The following is an 18532-nucleotide window of genomic DNA, read 5'->3' as shown; positions in this document are numbered from 1 at the left end:
TGGAATGTGGCCGGCTTGCCCGGGAAAACGAAAGACCCGACCTGTCGAAACAGATCGGGTCTTTCTCACCGTGCACCCCTCGGGACTTGAACCCGAAACCCATTGATTAAGAGTCAATTGCTCTGCCAATTGAGCTAGAGGTGCTTAGTCGCTTCGGTCAGCGCCCCGTGCGGAGCCCGTCCTTGCGACGCAGATAATCATAACCAGAAAGTGGGCGGGAAGGAAAATCGGCGTTCAGTCCCGGGAGCGGCGGTCGACTTTCCCGGAACCACGGTGTTTTTGGGCATGAATTCGGGGTGAATGTCAGTCATTATGGGGTTCTGTTGCCAGAAATCGGCATGTGATCGTGGGCACAGTTGATCGGATTTGGGGCATGGTCCGGTCCGGGGATTCGGCCATGCGGATGGTGGGACCTGAGGTCTGGCTTTTGACCGTGGCCCGCTTTGCGTGTCGTCGCTCGTTCGTGTCGAGTAGTCCGGCCGCGCCGTAGCGCTCACCCACGGGAAAATGTTGATGTCCCTCGTTGGTGTTGCCTGCGAGGTCTCGGGACGACGCGGGTAGGGCCGGGGGAGTTGCCGTCCCCCGCGTCTGCGTTCTCGACCGGCTGGCTGGCGCGGGAATTTCCGTGTTGCCCGCCGTTGCCTCCGGAGCCCGGAGGCGGTTGGTGCATGGGCAAAACAAAAGGTCCGGTTCGCTTTAGCGAACCGGACCTTCCTGGTTGTGCACCCCTCGGGACTTGAACCCGAAACCCATTGATTAAGAGTCAATTGCTCTGCCAATTGAGCTAGAGGTGCGGCTGTTGTTTTGCCGGGAGTTCGTGGCTCCCGCGCTCTGCAACGACATGAAACTCTACCAGCTTGGCGGCCGAATGCAAACCGAATCGGCCCTTTGGGATTGAGGTCACAAATATTGGCTTGAGTTGGGTCATTGGGTGCCATGAGGCGTTGTGTCAATGCCCGTCATATGCCGGCACTTTGGCGGGACACGGTGTTTTGGCCCCGGGCCCGACTCCGCGGCCGACCTACGCTGGATGCCATGAAGCCATACAGCGTTGTGTCATTTCCCAGTAACGAACTCCTGGAAGCCGTCGGTCCGCTGCCCGGAGGGCTCAGGGCAGGGGTCTGGGACATCGCGGGGGACCCGATCGGCGTGGAACTCGATGAGATCGACGTGGCCATCTTCCCGTACATGGCCAACATCTCGACCTTGAAGGGCATCGGGCGCGCGCGGAACCTCAAGCTAGCCCAGACGCAGACCACCGGGTTCGACGGCGTGCACGACTTGGTGGGCCCCGACGTCGCTGTGGCCACGGCAGCCGGAGTCCACGCCGCGGCAACCGCCGAGCTGGCCGTGGGCCTGGCCATCGCCTCCTTGCGCGGCATCGGCGAGTCGGTGCGCGACCAGGCCGAGGGGCGATGGAACCCGCAGCGCTGGCCGGGCCTGGCCGACCGCAGGGTCGCGATCGTGGGGGTTGGCGGCATCGGGGAGGAGATCCGCAAGCGGCTGGAACCCTTCGAAGTGGAGCTGAGCCGCTTCGGCACCCGTGCCCGCACCGACGCCCACGGCGAGATCCACGCCATCGACGAGCTGCCGAAGCACGCGAAGGACATCGAGGTGCTGATCCTGATCGTCCCGCACAACCCCAGTACCCATCACCTGGTTGATGCCGAGCTGCTCGCTGCCCTCCCGGACGGGGCGGTGGTGGTCAACGTGGCCCGCGGCCCGGTCGTGGACACCGACGCGCTCGTGGCGGAACTGAAGACCGGCCGGCTGCGCTGCGCCTCCGACGTCTTTGACCCCGAACCGCTGCCTGCCGACCACCCGATCTGGCAACTGCCCAACGCCCTGGTGGTCCCGCACAACGGCGGAAACACCGAGGCCTTCCTGCCGCGCATGACGGCGCTGCTCAAGCGCCAGCTGGTCGCCTGGGCGCAGGGGACCGAACCGGAGAACCTGGTCCGCAAGCAGGAGTGACGCGCCGCCCGCCCGCGTGAGGGGCCTGCGTCCCGCAACCGCCCCGCGGCACCGATACACCACTCGATGCCGTGGGGCGGTTTTTTGCGTGGGGAGGATCCTGCACCCTAGGGGCCGCACTTTCCTTGACGTGCCCCGGGGACCGGGGCCTACGGTGGAAACGGCGGTGTCTTGAGGACGGGCCACTTTCACCCCCAGCCCGCGAAACGCCGCCGGAAGTCAATATTCCATCGAACGCGCCCCCACTCCGGGTGCCGAACGAAAGCGAGTTCTGGCATGACCACTCAAGGCACCGAATCATCGGGCGACACCCCCAAGCGGGGCGCCCTGCCCACCCACCCCCAGGGAACGGCCCTGACCACCAGCCAGGGGACGCCGCTGCGCGACACCGACCACTCGCTGAAGGCCGGCCCGCGCGGCCCGATCCTGCTCCAGGACCACCACCTGCGCGAGAAGATCACCCACTTCGACCACGAACGGATCCCCGAGCGCGTGGTCCACGCCCGCGGGGCCGGGGCCCACGGCACCTTCACCGGCTACGGCACCGGCTCGCGGATCTGCAGCGCCGGTTTCCTGGCCGAGGGCGTCCAGACCCCGGTGTTCGTCAGGTTCTCCACCGTCGCCGGGTCGCGCGGATCGGCCGATGCCGTGCGCGACACCCGCGGATTCGCCACGAAGTTCTACACCGCCGAGGGCGTCTTCGACCTGGTGGGCAACAACATCCCGGTGTTCTTCATCCAGGACGGCATCAAGTTCCCCGACGTCGTGCACGCGGTCAAGCCGCAGCCCGACCTGGAGATCCCGCAGGCAGCCTCGGCCCACGACACCTTCTGGGACTTCGTCTCCGAGCACACCCAGGCGCAGGCCCACACCATGTGGAACATGTCCGACCGCGGGATCCCGCGCTCCTACCGCATGATGGAGGGATTCGGCGTCCACACCTTCCGGATGATCGCCCCGGAGGGGTCGACGTCGCTGGTGAAGTTCCACTGGAAGCCGCGCCTGGGCGTCCACTCCCTTCTCTGGGAGGAGGCGATGCTGGCCAACGGAGCCGATCCCGACTTCCACCGCCGCGACCTTGCCGAGGCGATCAAGGCCGGCGCGTTCCCCGAATGGGAGCTGGGCGTGCAGGTCTTCGAGGACAACGAGGAACAGATGTTCAAGGGCATCGACCTGCTCGATCCCACCAAGTTCGTGCCCGAGGAGCTCGCGCCGATCCAGACCGTCGGCAAGATGGTCCTGGACCGGAACCCCTCGAACTACTTCGCCGAGACCGAGCAGGTGGCCTTCCACCCCGGGCACCTGGTGCCGGGCATCGACGTGACCAACGACCCGCTGCTCCAGGTGCGGCTTTTCTCCTACATCGACACCCAGCTCACCCGCCTGGGCGGGCCGAACTTCTCCCAGCTGCCCATCAACCTGCCGCACGCCCCGGTCAACGACATGCTCCGCGACGGGATGCACCAGGGCTACGTCCACGAGGGGATCGCCCCGTACCACCCCAACTCGCTGGACGGCGGGTGCCCGTTCATGGCCGGCGAGGGGGACAACACCCGCGCGCCGTTCATCGATGTCCCCGAGCACGTGGCCGAGGCGCTGAAGGAACGCGGCAACCCGGTGTCGTTCGAGGACCACTTCAGCCAAGCGAAGATGTTCTACCGCTCGCTGGGCACCCAGGAGCAGCTGCACGTGCAGCAGGCCTACTCCTTCGAGCTGGGCAAGTGCACCGTCGAGGCGGTCCGCGCCCGCCAACTGCAGGCCCTGGCCAACATCGACTCCGCGCTGTGCGCCGCCGTGGCCGGGGAGCTGGGCATGCCGGCGCCGCCGGCGGACACCGAGGTGCCCGAGGCGGACCTGTGCCCCTCGGTGTCCCAGGTCGGGAAGAGCTGGCCGGTGGACGGCCGCGTGGTGGGGATCGTGGCAAGCCACGCCACGCCGGCAAAAGTCATCGAGCAGCTGGTGGCGGAGACCAACCTGGCGGGCATGGTCCCGCTGCTGGTGGCGCCCACCGGCGGGTCCATGTCCGACGGTTCGCCGGTGGACCGGACCCTGCTCACCGCGCGGTCCATCGAATTCGATGCGCTGGTCATCGCCGACACCCTGTCCCCGGCCCCCGGGGCGCGCATGGACAGGGACGCGAAGGCCGGTGCCATGGCACCGGAGGGCGCCGCCGACCTGGATCCGCGCCTGGTCCTGCTGCTGCAGGAGGCCTACCGGCAGGCCAAGGCCATTGTGGCGCTCGAGGGGGCCGGGGAGGTCCTTGAACGCTCCGGGCTGCCGCCCCTGGACGCCGGCATCCTCACCGTGGGGCCCGGGGAAGCGGTGGAGAGTGTTGCCCGGCTGCTGGCAACCCATCGCGCGTGGGACAGGTTCGACATCCCCGCTTCCTAACGCGGGCGGGACGGAAAGGCCGGTACCGGATTTCCCGGCACCGGCCCTTCCGCGGTGGATTTCCTAGGTGCCGGCCAGCGGCAGTGTCATGCCGTTGGCGTAGGACGGGTCGGGCCGCTGCTGCCCCTGCGCCGCATGGCCGGACCAGACCGCCACCTGGTGCCCGTCGTGGGCATGGGTGGCGGTGCTGCGCCGTTTCGGGGACCCGGTGTAGCGGACGCTGTCCATGGGACGGCGCGGCACGGCCGGTGCCGCCAGAAAACGGTCCTGCCACAGCGGGGGCACCAGCTGCGTGTAATCGGGCCGCTCCACCATGAAGGCGCGCATCGCCGGGCAGAAGGGCATCAGTGCCAACCTGCGGCGCAGGACGTCTTCGAGGATGTGAAGGAAGAGCGCGTCGATGACTTCCTCGGACTTGTAGCGGCGCTTGAGCTGCGTGTAGTGCAGCCACAATTCGTCGCCGCTCATGCTGTATTGCACAAAGCCGGCCAGGTCGCCCTGTTCAAAGAGCTCGTAGCGGCGCAGGACCTGGTTGTTTTCGATCACCCTCATGCGGATCACCACCGGTCTTCGGTGGAGGCGGAAGTTGGGGCTTCGGGGGGATTGCCCGGCGACCTGCCAGAGAGGGAAACGGAAGGCCGAATGCGGGAATGGGTACCAAGCAACGGTGTGCCGAGTGGCAGGTTCACGGAGTGCTCCAATCGAGGATTCCATGGCCCGCTGCTGAACCTCCTTCAGCCTACAAAGTTCCGCAGGCCGAAGCAATGACCCCGCGCCCGGTGCGCCCGCGAAGGGGCAAAAGTCGGGTGTGACGTGTTGGGAAAAAGGAGAGGGGCGGGCCCCGCTTCGCAACGGAAACGGGGCCGGCCCCGGGGTGCGCGGCAACGCACTTTCCCCCCCGCGTGGTGCCGCGCGGCCTAATCGAAGGAGATGAACCGCAGCAGTTCACCCACCTTGTCCTCGGGATAGTTCCTGGCGATGTCGGCCTGGCTGAGCATGCCCACCAGCTCGTGGCCGTCGATCACCGGGAGCCTCCTGACCTTGTGCCTCTCCATGGTCTCGATGGCCTCCTCGATGCTGTCGTCCGCGCCAATGGTGACCGGTTTGCCCTCGCCCAGCTCCCCGGCCGTGGTGGTGCGCGGATCCCCGCCCTGGGCCAGGCACTTGGTGACGATGTCGCGGTCCGAGACCATGCCCTTCAGCCGCCGGTCCTCCCCGCAGATCGGCATCGACCCGATGTCGAATTGCAGCATCTTGCGGGCCGCCTCCTCCAGCGTCTCGTTCTCGCCGATGCATTCGGCGCTGCTCGTCATGATCTCGCGTGCGGTTGCCATGGTTCCTCCTGCGTGTTGATTCGGTTTAACTCTCTGCGTGGCGCCAGGACATCATGCCCCGTGACCACGGCCCCCGGGGCGACGCCCGCCGGCGCCCGAGGTAGCTCGGGTGCGTCGCCGGCCCTGCCGGGCCGCGCGGGAGTCCCGAAGAAACCCCCTGGATGATCCGGCCCGCGGCGCGCCGACCCCGGCGGAGCGGTCCCGCGGGTGCGGGCGGCGGGGCCGATCGTCAACAATTTCCACGCTACGCATGCCCCGGAGGCAAAGTCCAGCAATCCGCACACCGCCCGGGGCCAGCACCCCGGAACGGGCCTTCGGGGACGCCGGGAGCCGGGAAAATGCTGGCCAACGGGCCGGGCAGGCGGCACAGTGGAGGCAAGGGAAAGGATTCGGCCATGGCCCGTGCCAAGGAACAAACCGTCTCGGTCGCCGGCAGGCGGCTGCGCGTCAGCAACCTGGACAAGGTGCTCTATCCCGAGACCGGAACCACCAAGGGCGAGGTGATGCACTACCTGGCCGAGGTCGCCGGCGTGTTGCTGCCGCAGGCGTCCTGGCGACCCGCGACCCGCAAGCGCTGGGTGGACGGGGTGGGCACCGCGCAGAATCCCGGCAAGGTGTTCTTCCGCAAGGACCTCGAGGACTCGGCCCCCGACTGGATCCCGCGCGCCAACATCACGCACAAGGACCACGTCAACACCTACCCGCTGGCCAACGAGCCCGCAGTCCTCGCCTGGTTCGCGCAGCTTGCCGCCCTGGAGATCCACGTTCCGCAGTGGCGCTTTGACGAACACCTCAAGCCCATGAACCCGGACCGGATGGTGCTGGACCTGGACCCCGGCCCGGGGGCGGGCCTGGAACAATGCGCGGAGGTCGCGTTCCTGTGCCGCGAATTGCTCGAGGGCATGGACCTGGACTCCTACCCGGTGACCTCCGGCTCCAAGGGAATACACCTGTACGCGGCGCTTGACGGGAGGCACACCTCGGACGAGGTCTCGCAGGTCGCGAAGGCATTGGCGGCCCAGCTGCAGGGCGAACACCCCGGGTTGGTCGTCTCGGACATGAAGAAGTCCCTGCGGGAGGGCAAGGTGCTGCTGGACTGGAGCCAGAACAGCGCAGCCAAGACCACGATCTGCCCCTACTCGCTGCGCGGGCGGGAGCATCCGACGGTTGCGGCCCCGCGCACCTGGGAGGAAATCGGCGCCCCGGGACTCAAGCAGCTGGACTTCCACGACGTCCTGGAACGCGTCCACGAATTGATGGACCCGATTGCCCCACTGGGCAGGAGCCTCGGGGGCGACCGGGACCGGCTGGCCGAGTATCGCTCCAAGCGCGACGCCGCCAAGACCCCGGAGCCCGTTCCCGCGGAAGCGCCGCACGCCGCGGGCCCCGGAAGCCTGTCTCGCTTCGTGATCCAGGAACACCACGCGCGCGCCCTGCACTGGGACCTGCGGATCGAGCATTCCGGGGTGCTGGTGTCCTGGGCAGTGCCCAAGGGCCCGCCGCTGGAGCCCGCGGTGAACCGGCTGGCGGTCATGACCGAGGATCACCCGCTTGACTACGCGACGTTCGAGGGGCGCATCCCGCGCGGGCAATATGGAGCCGGGACCATGAAGATCTGGGACACGGGGGACTGCGAGATCGAGAAGTGGCGCGAGGGCTCCGAGGTGATCGCGGTGCTGCACGGGCGCCCCGACGGGGGACTGGGCGGGGTGCCGCGCCGCTTCGCGCTGGTCAACACCCCGGGCATGGGGGACGAGAAGAACTGGCTGCTGCAGCTGATGAAGGACCAGCCCGGGCAGCGGAAACAGGCCGGGAAGGAAGCGCGGGGCACGGCCACTCCGCCGGCCCCCGCGCCGGCGGCGCCTGACGCCGAACCCGCCCCGATGCTGGCGCAGGCCGGGACCCGGGAGGACATCGACCCGGACGAGGCCTGGGCGTATGAAATGAAATGGGACGGGTACCGTGCGCTGGCCACGGTGGACGGGGCGGCCGCATCGCTGCGCAGCCGCAACGGCCACTCGTTCGAGGGACGCTTTCCCGAGCTGCAGGAGGTCGCAAAGCTGGCCCCCGACGGCGCGGTGCTCGACGGGGAGATCGTGGCCCTGGATTCCTCCGGTCGCCCGGACTTCGGGATGCTGCAGAACCGCAATTCCGGAAACGGATCCGGCAAGGGAGGCAAGCCGGCGCCGGTGCACCTGATGCTCTTTGACGCGCTGCGGCTGCCGAACGACAAGACGGGGGAGCCCGAGGACCTCACCGCCCTGCCCTACGCCACCCGCCGCGAGCGGCTGGGCGCCCAGGTGCGCACCGGAAAGCACGTGCACATCCCCGAGGCCCACGACGGCTCCCTGGACCAGGCCCTGGACACCAGCACCGAGCTCGGCCTGGAGGGGATCGTGGCCAAGCGTCTCGATGGCCGCTACCGGCCCGGGAAGCGCACGGGGGACTGGGTCAAGATCAAGCACGACCGCCACCAGGAGGTCGTCGTGATCGGCTGGCGCCACGGCAAGGGCAACCGTGCCGACACGATCGGGTCGCTGCTGCTGGCGGTGCCCGCGGACGGCGAGCTGCACTACGCCGGGCGGGTGGGCACCGGGTTCACCGACCGCCAGCTGCGCGAGGTGCGGGCCAGGCTGGAGAGGCTGCGGCGCAAGACCCCGCCGGCCCGGGACGTCCCGGCTGCCGACAGCCACGACGCCGTGTGGGTCTCGCCCCGGCTCGTCGGGGAGGTGGGCTACGGCGAACTGACCGGAGGCAAGCGGCTGCGCCATCCGGTGTGGCGCGGGTGGCGCGAGGACAAGGAGCCCGCACAGGTCCGCTGGGAATCCTGAAACCGGCGCCTGCGCCTGTCTCCTTGCCCCGGACCTCCGACTTCCGGTGGCCGAGCCAGGGGAAGCCGAAGGTCCGGGGCCTATTTGACGGACGCGTCAGGCCTATTCGCCGAGGTCGGGATCCACTCCCTTGGTGGTATCCGGGGTTTCGGGGCGGCTCGCACCCATATTTCGCGGGTGGGGACCGGCGGCGCGTCGAAGCACGAACACCACCAGCAGGCCGATGACGGCCAGGGTGCCCAGGACGACCCATACCCGACCGCTGCCGCGGTGCTTGCTCCCGGCCTTGCGTTGGGCCCTGCGCAGGGTTTCCTCCACGGCCTTGCGCGCCCGCCGGGCGGTCTTGCGGTTTCCGGTGACGGTTGCCACCACCTCCTCGGCCGCGTGGGCCAGCCCGGCCGGGTCCAACCGGTCCACGGCCTGGCGCACGGAATCCTCCAGATGGCTCGGGTATTCCTGCTTGGCCTTTTCGGCCCAGCGCTTGAGCCAGGTCTGGACGGTCACCATCTGCTTTTCGAGATCATGCATCGTTTGATCCTCTCTGCCGTGGCTGCGCGAACATGGGCGCGGCCGCCGTTGGTGCTATTTTTTCCCGTGGTCCAGTCGCCGGGCCGCGGCACCGCCGCGGCTGCGCAACTGGATAATGCGAACCGCTGCGACAACGGCCACGACGACCGCTCCGCCGACGGCCGCGAGCAACATGGCGACGCCGAGAGCCATCTGTCCCTCAAGTCCCAGGAAATAGACGGTGGCCTGCCCTTGGTTCTGCATCATGAAGATGACCAGCAGGACCAGCACCACGATTGCGACGATGGTGAACGTCCAGATCACCCCGGCGCGTGTTGTGGCCCGGACATTCTTGGTTGGCGACTGACGGATTGTTTTCCTTGGAGTGGCTTCGGGCCTTGAATCGTGCCCGGGTTGATCAACCATTTGCTTCCCCCGTTTCATGGAGCGGCGCAGGCCGGTGGGTACCGCGAGCGGTGCCGCGGCTCGGGAATATGGATCCCTGTGGCCAACATAGGCGCATCGCCGGGAAGTGGCAAGGGCCGTGCAGACTGCTCCCGACCGGCCGCGGCACGGTGGTGGTGTTGACCCTGTCAGCGTGCGCGGGCGCGTCAAAGCAGGGGATTGGCGGGCCGTCTATTCGCTCTCTGTAGCGGTCTCGGCATGCGGCGTGCCCACCGGTTTGGACTCCGCGGAGCCGCGCTGGCGCAAGTAGATGGAAAGGGTGACCATGCTGCCCACGGCCAGGAACTCTGACTGCCAATTCTGCAGTGTCCTGTCCCAGAAATCGGCACTGGTCACGTACTCGATCCATCGCACCGGGGGTTGGCCGTGTTCGAGCTGCTCTGCGTTGAACACCACGGTTCCCGCGACCGATTGCAGCCACCATGAAAGGAGAAATATCGTTCCCATGACCAAGAGCAGCGAGTTGGAATACACCAGTCGCCGCCAACCGGCAGCCTTTGCCCATTTCGGGGAGTTGGGCTTGGAGAAGCGGCCCACCAGTTGGTTTTCGTCGGTCTCCGTGCCCTCATCTCCGGGCTTTTTCGATTCCGGCGAGCCCCGTTGGACAAGCCATATGGTTGCGAAGATGAACAGGAAGAACTGCAGGTACTCGGATTGCCAGTTCTCGGCAACGTCGACCACGAAGTTGCTGGACGTCACGAAGTCCCAGTAGCCGAGCGGGGAACTGCCATGCGCAAGCTGGTCTTCGTTGTAGACCGACAAACCCGCGAATGACTGGCCAACCAGCGCGCCGACGAACAGCACTGCGAAGCCGATGCCGAGTCCCTGGTCCCTGATTGCCGTGGGCACTGTTGATCACCTCCCGGAAAAGCTGATGATGGTCATGAACGCCAGGCCACTGACTATCATTCCAAGCCACAACCAAAATTGAGTCTTCATGCCGCGAGCGTATTGGCTATCGGAGTCGAGGTAAAGGGATCTGCCGGGGACGGGGGAGAACTCGAACGAGAAGCGTCAAGACCGCGGGCCGGGATGCCGATGCCGTGGGCGCCTGCAGCAGGGGCACGCTGCGGGGATTGGCCGGAGTTCGGCCGGAGTTCGGCCTGAGGACTTAAAAGAGGAAGGGGTTGCCCCGGCCTAGGCCGGGGCAACCCCAATGTGCAGTGTTTAGGCCCTCTTGCGCGTCAGCAGTCCCCAAATAATCAGGACCACCAACGCTCCGCCGATGGCCAGCAACCATGTTGAAAGAGACCAGAACTCATTGATCCCAACACCGAAGATTGCCGATCCGATCCAGCCGCCAAGAACGGCGCCAACAATTCCAAGCAGCAGCGTGGCAAGCCAGCCGCCGCCCTGGTCACCTGGTTTGATTGCCTTTGCAATAGCGCCGGCAATCAGTCCTAGAACAATCCAGCCAATGAAACCCATAACTTTTCTCCTGTTCGGATGAAGGTTCAGTTCCAGCATCATGGTGGCGATGCACTCTTTGACCCTACAACGACGAAAGCACTGGTGGATAGCTTTAAACTTCGGGTCGAGAATCTTCACGGCAAGTTCGTCCCCCGACCATTCGTCGAACGGAGACTGCACCTTCAGCGAATAACTGTGCCTGGCGTGCCGCCGGCGTGCGGCCGATGCGTTGCGAATTCCAAAGCGGCGGGCCGGCAATTCGAAGGGCCTGGATATGCGTTAATTACGACCGTTGAATCCATTAATACATTGTTGAATATGGCCCGGCCGGCCAGCGGATCCCGCCTCGGACAGTCCGGCCGATTGCCCCGGGGCCGTCGATTGGTCCCGGACCGCAATCGTGCAGGGTGCATCAAGGGGCGCGTCGCCGACGCGTGCCCGAACCGTTGCGCAGCGTCGGGGCCCGGCCTACGGTAGGAACAAGGCCCATGGCCCGCGCCAACGAGGACGGGAGCACTGATGCAAGAACCTCCGATGTTGTCCGACCGCACTGCCCTGCTGATTGTCGACATGCAGAATGCTTTTTTCGAGGACCCCCTGCTGCGGCGGCACCGGGACGCGTTGGTACGCAACTGCAACCGGCTGGTGGGCTGGGCGCGCAACCTGGGCATGCCGATATTCAATGTCAGGACGGAGCATGCGCCGGACAAGAGCACCTGGACCTTGAGCATGTTGGACGACGACCAGGGGTTTCTGTTTGCGGGCAGCGATCAGGCGAAGAATCTCGACGACCTGGATATCGGGGACGCGACGGAAATCATCAAGCGACGCGACAGCGCCTTTTGGCGCACCGACCTCGACGGTCAATTGGAGCGCCTGGGCGTGGAGTCGGTCCTGATCGCCGGCGTCTCGTCGCATACCTGCATCGCCGCGACCGCGGCCGACGCCTACGCGGCCAACATCCGCGCTTCGCTGGTGTCCGATGCGATCGCCTCGGAGGACCCCCGTTTCGAGAGCGCGGTCCTGGGGCTTCTCCAGGCGGAGTACCGCCAGAAGGTCGTGAGCGTCGAGTCGTTGCTTGCCGCCGCCGACGGCACGGCCGATCGGGAAACACCAGTGACCAGCCAGCACACCAGGCCGCGAAACGGCATGAAATCGGAACGGAGCATGACATGAGCACCCAGCCGGGAGAGCCCAGCAAGAAACCATTCTTCCAGCGGCGCGGGGCGCCGCTGATGATCACCGGCGTGATCCTGATAATCGTCTTTGGCCTGTTCATCATGGCCGACCGGCAATCCGGTGAATCACTCGCCTCGCCCATGTGGATCGGCGTCTTGCTGGGCCTTGGCATGGCAGGCTACGGCCTCTATCGGGCGCTGAAGGGACCGGGCATGCTGGACAACCCGCGGGGCGGGACGAACAACGAACCCATGTGACCCCGTTCCTTCAGGAAAACCCGATTTCCGCCGCGATAGGAGCGGCAAGGCGCAGCAAACACCCCACCACCAGGAGTTGACGATCTCGATGAACACCCCAGAACACGAACCGGGCCGCGACGAGGATCTCGAGGGAAATCCGCTCGACGGCCGGGACGGCCAGCCGGTGCAGGAAGGGTCCTCCGACGATCCGCGGACCCTTGATTCCATGGATCCGCTGCGCGACGAGCAGCGGGAGGCGGACGCGTCGGACGGAAACGAGGCCCGCGCCACCGACGCGCTGCCGCTTTCCGAAGAGGACCGGATGGCGGCCCAGGCGGATCTTGAGGGTGCCGGCGCTGCGCGGGTCCAGGAACCCACCGACGTGGCTGGACAGGAAGCCGGGGGACTGGACGCCCTGGGTCGTCCGCTGCCCGGGGAGGCCCCCGAGGGCGAGCAGTTCTAGCCGGGGTGGCGCCGGGCGGGGGACCTAGGGCTTGATCGTGGGGTCGAGCCGATCCATGAACTCGTTCATGAAATCGGCGAACTCCTGCGCGTCATCCTCCTGGAGCAGGATGCCCGAGGTCGATGGTGTGTTCTCGTCGGCGGAGGGGACATTCAGCGACAGCCGGCCCGGGACGTTGAAGCGGTAGACGCGGCCGGTGCTGGTGCCGACCTCGTAGCCGCCGTCGAGCACCAGGGCGACGTGAGAGACGTTGGTGTTGTTCACCGACACCGCGCGCTCGGTGGGGCACAGGTCCGCGGGATTCAGCGGGCACAGGATCAGTTCGGCGGGCTCGCGGCGGAAGCCGATCACCTTCAGCCCCGCGGATCCGGAGCTGCCCGCGGCAGCGACCAGGTTATAGCTGCCGAAATTGGGGATTTGGGTGTCGAAGGCCTCATGCAAGAGTCGCTTGAGGACGTCGTCGGATTCAACGTTGAGTGTCTCCATGGCATCCACTCTATCCAATGGAGGTTTCGAACACGTGTCCCGAATACCCAGGGCGAAATATGTCGGTGTGCCGTCATGGGTTCGGCGTCGGTGCCGGTCAGCCATACAATCAAGGGCATGAGCCAGGACAGCACCCCAGACATCAAGCCCCGCAGCCGCGTCGTGACCGACGGCATCCACGCCGCCCCGGCCCGCGGCATGTTCCGGGCCGTCGGCATGGGCGATGACGACTTCGCCAAGCCGCAGATCGGCGTCGCGAGCTCGTGGAACGAAATCACCCCGTGCAACCTTTCGCTGAACCGCCTGGCGCAGGGCGCCAAGGAGGGCGTCCACGCCGGCGGCGGCTTCCCGATGCAGTTCGGCACCATCTCCGTCTCCGACGGCATCTCCATGGGCCACGAGGGCATGCACTTCTCGCTGGTCTCCCGCGAGGTCATCGCCGACTCAGTCGAGGTCGTCATGCAGGCCGAGCGCATCGACGGCTCGGTGCTGCTGGCCGGTTGCGACAAGTCCCTCCCGGGCATGCTCATGGCAGCGGCCCGCCTGGACCTGGCCTCGGTGTTCCTCTATGCAGGTTCGATCATGCCGGGCTGGGTCAAGCTCGAGGACGGAAGCGAAAAGGAAGTCACCCTGATTGACGCCTTCGAGGCCGTGGGCGCCTGCGCCGCGGGCAAGATGAGCCTCGAGGACCTGACCCGCATCGAAAAGGCGATCTGCCCGGGCGAGGGAGCCTGCGGCGGCATGTACACCGCGAACACCATGGCCTGCATCGGCGAGGCCCTGGGCATGTCCCTGCCCGGCTCCGCCGCCCCGCCCTCGGCCGACCGCCGCCGCGACGAATTCGCGCGCAAGTCGGGCGAGGCAGTGGTGAACCTGCTGCGCAAGGGCATCACCGCCCGCGACATCATGACCAAGAAGGCCTTCGAGAACGCGATCGCCGTGACCATGGCCTTCGGCGGCTCCACCAACGCCGTGCTGCACCTGCTGGCCATCGCCCGCGAGGCCGAGGTCGACCTGACCCTGGCGGACTTCAACCGCATCGGCGACAAGATCCCGCACCTGGGTGACCTGAAGCCCTTCGGCCGCTACGTCATGACCGACGTGGACAAGATCGGCGGCGTGCCGGTGATCATGAAGGCGCTGCTGGACGCCGGGCTGCTGCACGGGGACTGCCTGACCGTCACCGGCAAGACCGTGGCCGAGAACCTCGCGGCGATCAACCCGCCGGATGTCGACGGCAAGATCCTGCGCGCGCTGGACAACCCGATCCACAAGACCGGCGGCATCACCGTGCTGCACGGCACCATGGCACCGGAGGGCGCGGTGGTGAAGTCCGCGGGCTTCGACGCCGACGTCTTCGAGGGCACCGCCCGGGTCTTCGACCGCGAGCAGGGTGCCCTGGCCGCGCTGGACAATGGCGAGATCAAGGCCGGCGACGTCGTGGTCATCCGCTACGAGGGACCCAAGGGCGGCCCGGGCATGCGCGAAATGCTTGCCATCACCGGCGCCATCAAGGGCGCGGGCCTGGGCAAGGACGTCCTGCTGCTCACCGACGGCCGCTTCTCCGGCGGCACCACCGGCCTGTGCATCGGCCACGTGGCCCCCGAGGCCGTGGACGGCGGCCCGATCGCCTTCGTCAAGGACGGCGACAGGATCCGCGTTGACATCGCCGCGCGCTCCTTCGACCTGCTGGTCGAGCCGGCCGAGCTCGAGGCGCGCAAGGTCGGCTGGGAGCCGCTCCCGGCCAAGTTCACCACCGGCGTGCTGGCCAAGTACGCCAAGCTGGTCAAGTCCGCCTCGACCGGCGCATACTGTGGCTAGGAATTAGCGTGAACCGGGGGATGGGCGCGACCAACGCGTCCACCCCTCGGACAACAGTCTCAAATAATGAGATTGTGGGCGTGGGCGTTTGACTCTGGCTTTGGCGGCGACCAAACTGGACACATGCATATCCGCACCGAAGTACTACTAGTTATCAAGCGCTGAGCTTGGGCCCCTCCCGAACATGGAGGGATTCGGTGACGCGCAAACCCCATTCGCCGCAAGGTGTCTTTGGGGTTTTTTTATGTGCAGGGTTAGAAGAGATAGAGAAGGATATATCCCCATGAGTAACGGAACCACCGCCAGCCCCTCGCTGCCGGCCAAGCCCGCCAACCGTAGCAAGGATGCCGCTGTCTCTTCCGTCGTGGAAGCATCGAGCCTGGTACAGGGCCCGAACAACATCATTGCTGCCACCGAGATGCTTGGCTCACAAGCCATTGTCCGCTCACTGGAAGAATTGGGCGTCAAGGACGTCTTTGGGTTGCCGGGCGGGGCCATCATGCCCACCTACGACTCGCTCATGGACTCGACCAAGATCAACCACGTCTTGGTCCGCCACGAACAGGGCTCGGGCCACGCGGCCCAGGGCTACGCCATGGTCACCGGAGAGGTCGGGGTGTGCATCGCCACCTCCGGTCCCGGGGCCACCAACCTGGTCACCGCCATTGCCGATGCGCACATGGACTCGGTCCCCATGGTTGCCATCACCGGCCAGGTGCACAGCGCCTTCATCGGCTCGGACGCCTTCCAGGAAGCCGACATCGTGGGCATCACGATGCCCATCACCAAGCACTCCTTCCTGGTCACCAAGGCCGAGGACATCCCGCGGATCCTGGCCTCCGCCTTCCACATCGCTGCAACGGGCCGTCCCGGCCCGGTGCTGGTGGACATCACCAAGGACGCCCAGCAGTCCAAGATGATGTTCTCCTGGCCGCCGAAGATCGACCTGCCCGGCTACAAGACCGTGGTGCGCGGGCACAACAAGCAGGTGCGCGAGGCGGCCAAGCTGATCGCCGCCTCCTCCCGCCCGGTCTTCTACGTCGGCGGCGGCGTCATCAAGGGCCACGCCGCGGCCGAGCTGAAGGAATTCGCCGAGCTCGTCGGCGCGCCGGTGGTCACCACCCTGCAGGCCCGCGGCGCCTTCCCGGACTCCCACGAACTCCACGTGGGCATGCCCGGCATGCACGGCTCGGTCTCCGCCGTCACCGCGCTGCAGCAGTCCGACCTGTTGATCACCCTCGGCGCCCGCTTCGATGACCGCGTCACCGGGGTGCTGCACACCTTTGCACCCAACGCCAAGGTCATCCACGCCGACATCGACCCGGCGGAGATCTCCAAGAACCGCACCGCCGACATCCCGATTGTCGGCTCGGTCAAGGAAATCATCCCGGAGCTCACCGAGGCCTGCCGCACGCTCTTCGCCGAGGCCGGCACGCCGGACCTCGACGCCTGGTGGAACACCATCGGCCGGCTGCGCGAGACCTACCCGATCGGCTTCACTGCCACCAACGACGGCCTCTCGGCCCCGCAGAACGTGATCCAGCGGATCGGCGAGCTGACCGGACCCGAGGCCGTGTACGTGGCGGGCGTGGGCCAGCACCAGATGTGGGCCGCGCAGTTCATCAAGTACGAGCGCCCGCACTCCTGGCTGAACTCCGGGGGACTGGGCACCATGGGCTACTCGGTCCCGGCGGCCATGGGCGCGAAGGTCGGCAACCCCGACCGCGTCGTGTGGGCCATCGACGGGGACGGCTGCTTCCAGATGACCAACCAGGAGCTCGCCACCTGCGTCATCAACAACATCCCGATCAAGGTCGCGATCATCAACAACTCGTCGCTGGGCATGGTCCGCCAGTGGCAGACCCTGTTCTACGACTCCCGGTACTCGAACACCGATTTGAACACCGGCCACGGCACCGCGCGCGTCCCTGACTTCGTGAAGCTCGCCGACGCCTACGGCTGCGTGGGGCTGCGCTGCGAGCGCGACGAGGACATCGACGCGACGATCCAGCAGGCCCTGGCCATCAACGACCGCCCGGTCGTCATCGACTTCGTGGTCTCCCGGGACTCGATGGTCTGGCCGATGGTCCCCTCCGGCGTGAGCAACGACCAGATCCAGATTGCTCGCGGCATGACGCCCGAGTGGGAAGAAGAGGACTAAGACCCCATGGCACGACACACTCTTTCCGTACTCGTCGAAGACGTCCCGGGCGTGCTGACCCGCGTGGCAAGCCTTTTTGCGCGGCGCGCCTTCAACATCCACTCGCTGGCGGTGGGCCCCACGGAGATCAACGGGATTTCCCGCATCACCGTGGTGGTCGACGCCGAAGGCGACCTGCTCGAGCAGGTCACCAAGCAGCTGAACAAACTCATCAACGTCATCAAGATCGTTGAGCTGATGCCCGAGGCTTCGGTGCAACGCGACCACATCCTGGTCAAGGTGCGCGCCGATGCGGCCACCCGCCTGCAGGTCACCCAGGCCGCAGACCTCTTCCGTGCCTCCGTGGTGGACGTGTCAACAGACTCGCTCATCATCGAGGCCACCGGCAACGCCGAAAAGATCAACGCGCTGCTGGCAGTGCTTGAACCGTTCGGCATCCGCGAGATCGCCCAGGCAGGCACACTTGCCGTCGGACGAGGATCCAAATCGATGTCGGACCGCGCCCTGCGCTCCGTCTCTGCCTAATACGCATAAAATCTTCACACTGATACCAAGGAGACACCACAGTGACTGACATGTACTACGACGACGATGTTGACCTCTCGATCATCCAGGGCCGCACCGTTGCCATCATCGGCTACGGCTCCCAGGGCCACGCCCACGCGTTGAACCTGCGCGACTCCGGCGTGGACGTGCGCGTCGGCCTGAAGGCCGGCTCGAAGTCGATCGCCAAGGCCGAGGCCGAGGGCCTGCGCGTCCTGCCCGTCGCCGAGGCAGTGGCCGAAGCCGACCTGATCATGATCCTGACCCCGGACCAGGTCCAGCGCCACGTCTACAAGGACGACATCGCCGCAAACCTGCAGCCGGGCGACGCCCTGTTCTTCGGCCACGGCTTCAACATCCGCTACGGCTACATCACCCCGCCGGCCGACGTCGACGTCGCCCTGGTCGCCCCGAAGGCACCGGGCCACACCGTGCGCCGCGAATTCGAGGCAGGCCGCGGCATTCCCGACCTGATCGCCGTGGAGCAGGACTTCACCGGCGGCGCCAAGGCGCTCGCCCTGTCCTACGCCAAGGCCATCGGCGGCACCCGCGCCGGCGTCATCGAGACCACCTTCACCGAAGAGACCGAGACCGACCTCTTCGGCGAGCAGGCAGTGCTTTGCGGCGGCGCCTCGCAGCTGATCCAGTACGGCTTCGAGACCCTGACCGAAGCCGGCTACAAGCCGGAAATCGCCTACTTCGAGGTGCTGCACGAGCTCAAGCTCATC

General features: G+C 66.5%; 17 protein-coding genes and 2 tRNA genes. 10 read left to right on the top strand and 9 right to left on the bottom strand.

The features are described 5' to 3' along the window. Positions 1-71: 71 nt before the first annotated feature. Positions 72-144 (bottom strand) — tRNA-Lys (locus KRR55_RS19840). A 577-nt stretch (positions 145-721) separates the two neighbouring features. After that, positions 722-794: transfer RNA gene (locus KRR55_RS19835), tRNA-Lys, on the bottom strand. Between the two features lie 241 nt (positions 795-1035). Here KRR55_RS19835 and KRR55_RS19830 point away from each other — a divergent pair. Together KRR55_RS19830 and KRR55_RS19825 are read left to right on the top strand one after the other, a co-directional pair. Continuing rightward, positions 1036-1974 (top strand): 2-hydroxyacid dehydrogenase, encoded by a 939-nt coding sequence (locus tag KRR55_RS19830; RefSeq protein WP_217391042.1) that lies wholly within the window; start codon positions 1036-1038, stop codon positions 1972-1974. A gap of 276 nt (positions 1975-2250) precedes the next feature. Further along, positions 2251-4365, top strand: a complete 2115-nt coding sequence (locus KRR55_RS19825; protein WP_217391041.1) for a catalase — start codon at positions 2251-2253, stop codon at positions 4363-4365. Between the two features lie 63 nt (positions 4366-4428). Here the strand turns inward: KRR55_RS19825 and KRR55_RS19820 are convergent, their stop codons facing one another. Both KRR55_RS19820 and KRR55_RS19815 read right to left on the bottom strand, forming a co-directional pair. Continuing rightward, a complete protein-coding gene (locus KRR55_RS19820; protein WP_217391040.1) occupies positions 4429-4917 on the bottom strand; it encodes a GNAT family N-acetyltransferase in 489 nt (162 codons plus the stop codon). A gap of 365 nt (positions 4918-5282) precedes the next feature. After that, positions 5283-5699 (bottom strand): CBS domain-containing protein, encoded by a 417-nt coding sequence (locus tag KRR55_RS19815; protein WP_217391039.1) that lies wholly within the window; start codon positions 5697-5699, stop codon positions 5283-5285. 395 nt (positions 5700-6094) lie between these two features. Between KRR55_RS19815 and KRR55_RS19810 the strand changes: the two genes are divergently transcribed. Then, complete coding sequence (locus KRR55_RS19810) at positions 6095-8530, top strand: ATP-dependent DNA ligase (protein WP_217391038.1); 2436 nt, start codon at positions 6095-6097, stop codon at positions 8528-8530. Positions 8531-8632: 102 nt separating this feature from the next. Here the strand turns inward: KRR55_RS19810 and KRR55_RS19805 are convergent, their stop codons facing one another. The 4 genes from KRR55_RS19805 to KRR55_RS19790 all read right to left on the bottom strand — a co-directional run bounded on the left by KRR55_RS19805 (position 8633) and on the right by KRR55_RS19790 (position 10930). Beyond that, the gene (locus KRR55_RS19805) at positions 8633-9058 is read right to left on the bottom strand and encodes a hypothetical protein (RefSeq protein ID WP_217391037.1); all 426 of its coding nucleotides are present in this window, start codon (positions 9056-9058) and stop codon (positions 8633-8635) included. Between the two features lie 54 nt (positions 9059-9112). Continuing rightward, the gene (locus KRR55_RS20435; RefSeq protein ID WP_336245174.1) at positions 9113-9361 is read right to left on the bottom strand and encodes a lipopolysaccharide assembly protein LapA domain-containing protein; all 249 of its coding nucleotides are present in this window, start codon (positions 9359-9361) and stop codon (positions 9113-9115) included. 312 nt (positions 9362-9673) lie between these two features. After that, positions 9674-10351, bottom strand: coding sequence for a DUF6766 family protein (locus KRR55_RS19795; RefSeq protein ID WP_217391035.1), 678 nt, complete (start codon positions 10349-10351; stop codon positions 9674-9676). Positions 10352-10669: 318 nt separating this feature from the next. Then, positions 10670-10930 carry a GlsB/YeaQ/YmgE family stress response membrane protein gene (locus KRR55_RS19790; protein ID WP_217391043.1) on the bottom strand — a complete coding sequence of 87 codons (261 nt, stop codon included), beginning with the start codon at positions 10928-10930 and terminating at the stop codon, positions 10670-10672. Positions 10931-11446: 516 nt separating this feature from the next. Here KRR55_RS19790 and KRR55_RS19785 point away from each other — a divergent pair. The 3 genes from KRR55_RS19785 (at position 11447) to KRR55_RS19775 (ending at position 12793) form a co-directional block, all read left to right on the top strand. Then, positions 11447-12088: a cysteine hydrolase family protein gene (locus KRR55_RS19785; protein WP_254456440.1), complete on the top strand. Its 642-nt coding sequence runs from the start codon at positions 11447-11449 to the stop codon at positions 12086-12088. Beyond that, positions 12085-12348 (top strand): hypothetical protein, encoded by a 264-nt coding sequence (locus tag KRR55_RS19780; protein WP_217391033.1) that lies wholly within the window; start codon positions 12085-12087, stop codon positions 12346-12348. Before KRR55_RS19785 ends, KRR55_RS19780 begins: the two co-directional genes overlap by 4 nt. Before the next feature lie 88 nt (positions 12349-12436). Further along, on the top strand, positions 12437-12793 hold the full coding sequence (locus KRR55_RS19775) for a hypothetical protein (protein WP_217391032.1): 357 nt from the start codon (positions 12437-12439) through the stop codon (positions 12791-12793). A 24-nt stretch (positions 12794-12817) separates the two neighbouring features. On the opposite strand, the gene KRR55_RS19770 is transcribed toward KRR55_RS19775, so the two are convergent. Continuing rightward, complete coding sequence (locus tag KRR55_RS19770) at positions 12818-13279, bottom strand: hypothetical protein (RefSeq protein WP_217391031.1); 462 nt, start codon at positions 13277-13279, stop codon at positions 12818-12820. A 117-nt stretch (positions 13280-13396) separates the two neighbouring features. On the opposite strand from KRR55_RS19770, the gene ilvD reads away from it, so the two are divergent. From ilvD to ilvC, 4 genes are all read left to right on the top strand, one after another. Continuing rightward, positions 13397-15100, top strand: a complete 1704-nt coding sequence (gene ilvD / locus KRR55_RS19765; RefSeq protein ID WP_217391030.1) for a dihydroxy-acid dehydratase — start codon at positions 13397-13399, stop codon at positions 15098-15100. 283 nt (positions 15101-15383) lie between these two features. Continuing rightward, complete coding sequence (locus KRR55_RS19760) at positions 15384-17261, top strand: acetolactate synthase large subunit (RefSeq protein ID WP_217391029.1); 1878 nt, start codon at positions 15384-15386, stop codon at positions 17259-17261. A gap of 6 nt (positions 17262-17267) precedes the next feature. Further along, positions 17268-17786 (top strand): acetolactate synthase small subunit, encoded by a 519-nt coding sequence (gene ilvN / locus KRR55_RS19755; RefSeq protein WP_217391028.1) that lies wholly within the window; start codon positions 17268-17270, stop codon positions 17784-17786. Positions 17787-17827: 41 nt separating this feature from the next. Further along, the coding region (gene ilvC, locus KRR55_RS19750; protein WP_217391027.1) for a ketol-acid reductoisomerase at positions 17828-18532 on the top strand (705 nt) is incomplete at its 3' end.

Source organism: Paeniglutamicibacter quisquiliarum (assembly GCF_019084045.1).
Lineage (GTDB): Bacteria > Actinomycetota > Actinomycetes > Actinomycetales > Micrococcaceae > Paeniglutamicibacter > Paeniglutamicibacter quisquiliarum.
The sequence above is the reverse complement of the archived record's forward strand: the minus strand, read 5'-3'. Positions and strand labels throughout refer to the sequence as shown.

Coding starts and splice junctions, on each gene's coding strand:
- KRR55_RS19830 (WP_217391042.1), top strand. CDS start 1,036: ATGAAGCCATACAGCGTTGTGTCATTTCCCAGTAACGAACTCCTGGAA.
- KRR55_RS19825 (WP_217391041.1), top strand. CDS start 2,251: ATGACCACTCAAGGCACCGAATCATCGGGCGACACCCCCAAGCGGGGC.
- KRR55_RS19820 (WP_217391040.1), bottom strand. CDS start 4,917: ATGAGGGTGATCGAAAACAACCAGGTCCTGCGCCGCTACGAGCTCTTT.
- KRR55_RS19815 (WP_217391039.1), bottom strand. CDS start 5,699: ATGGCAACCGCACGCGAGATCATGACGAGCAGCGCCGAATGCATCGGC.
- KRR55_RS19810 (WP_217391038.1), top strand. CDS start 6,095: ATGGCCCGTGCCAAGGAACAAACCGTCTCGGTCGCCGGCAGGCGGCTG.
- KRR55_RS19805 (WP_217391037.1), bottom strand. CDS start 9,058: ATGCATGATCTCGAAAAGCAGATGGTGACCGTCCAGACCTGGCTCAAG.
- KRR55_RS19790 (WP_217391043.1), bottom strand. CDS start 10,930: ATGGGTTTCATTGGCTGGATTGTTCTAGGACTGATTGCCGGCGCTATT.
- KRR55_RS19785 (WP_254456440.1), top strand. CDS start 11,447: ATGTTGTCCGACCGCACTGCCCTGCTGATTGTCGACATGCAGAATGCT.
- KRR55_RS19780 (WP_217391033.1), top strand. CDS start 12,085: ATGAGCACCCAGCCGGGAGAGCCCAGCAAGAAACCATTCTTCCAGCGG.
- KRR55_RS19775 (WP_217391032.1), top strand. CDS start 12,437: ATGAACACCCCAGAACACGAACCGGGCCGCGACGAGGATCTCGAGGGA.
- KRR55_RS19770 (WP_217391031.1), bottom strand. CDS start 13,279: ATGGAGACACTCAACGTTGAATCCGACGACGTCCTCAAGCGACTCTTG.
- ilvD (WP_217391030.1), top strand. CDS start 13,397: ATGAGCCAGGACAGCACCCCAGACATCAAGCCCCGCAGCCGCGTCGTG.
- KRR55_RS19760 (WP_217391029.1), top strand. CDS start 15,384: ATGAGTAACGGAACCACCGCCAGCCCCTCGCTGCCGGCCAAGCCCGCC.
- ilvN (WP_217391028.1), top strand. CDS start 17,268: ATGGCACGACACACTCTTTCCGTACTCGTCGAAGACGTCCCGGGCGTG.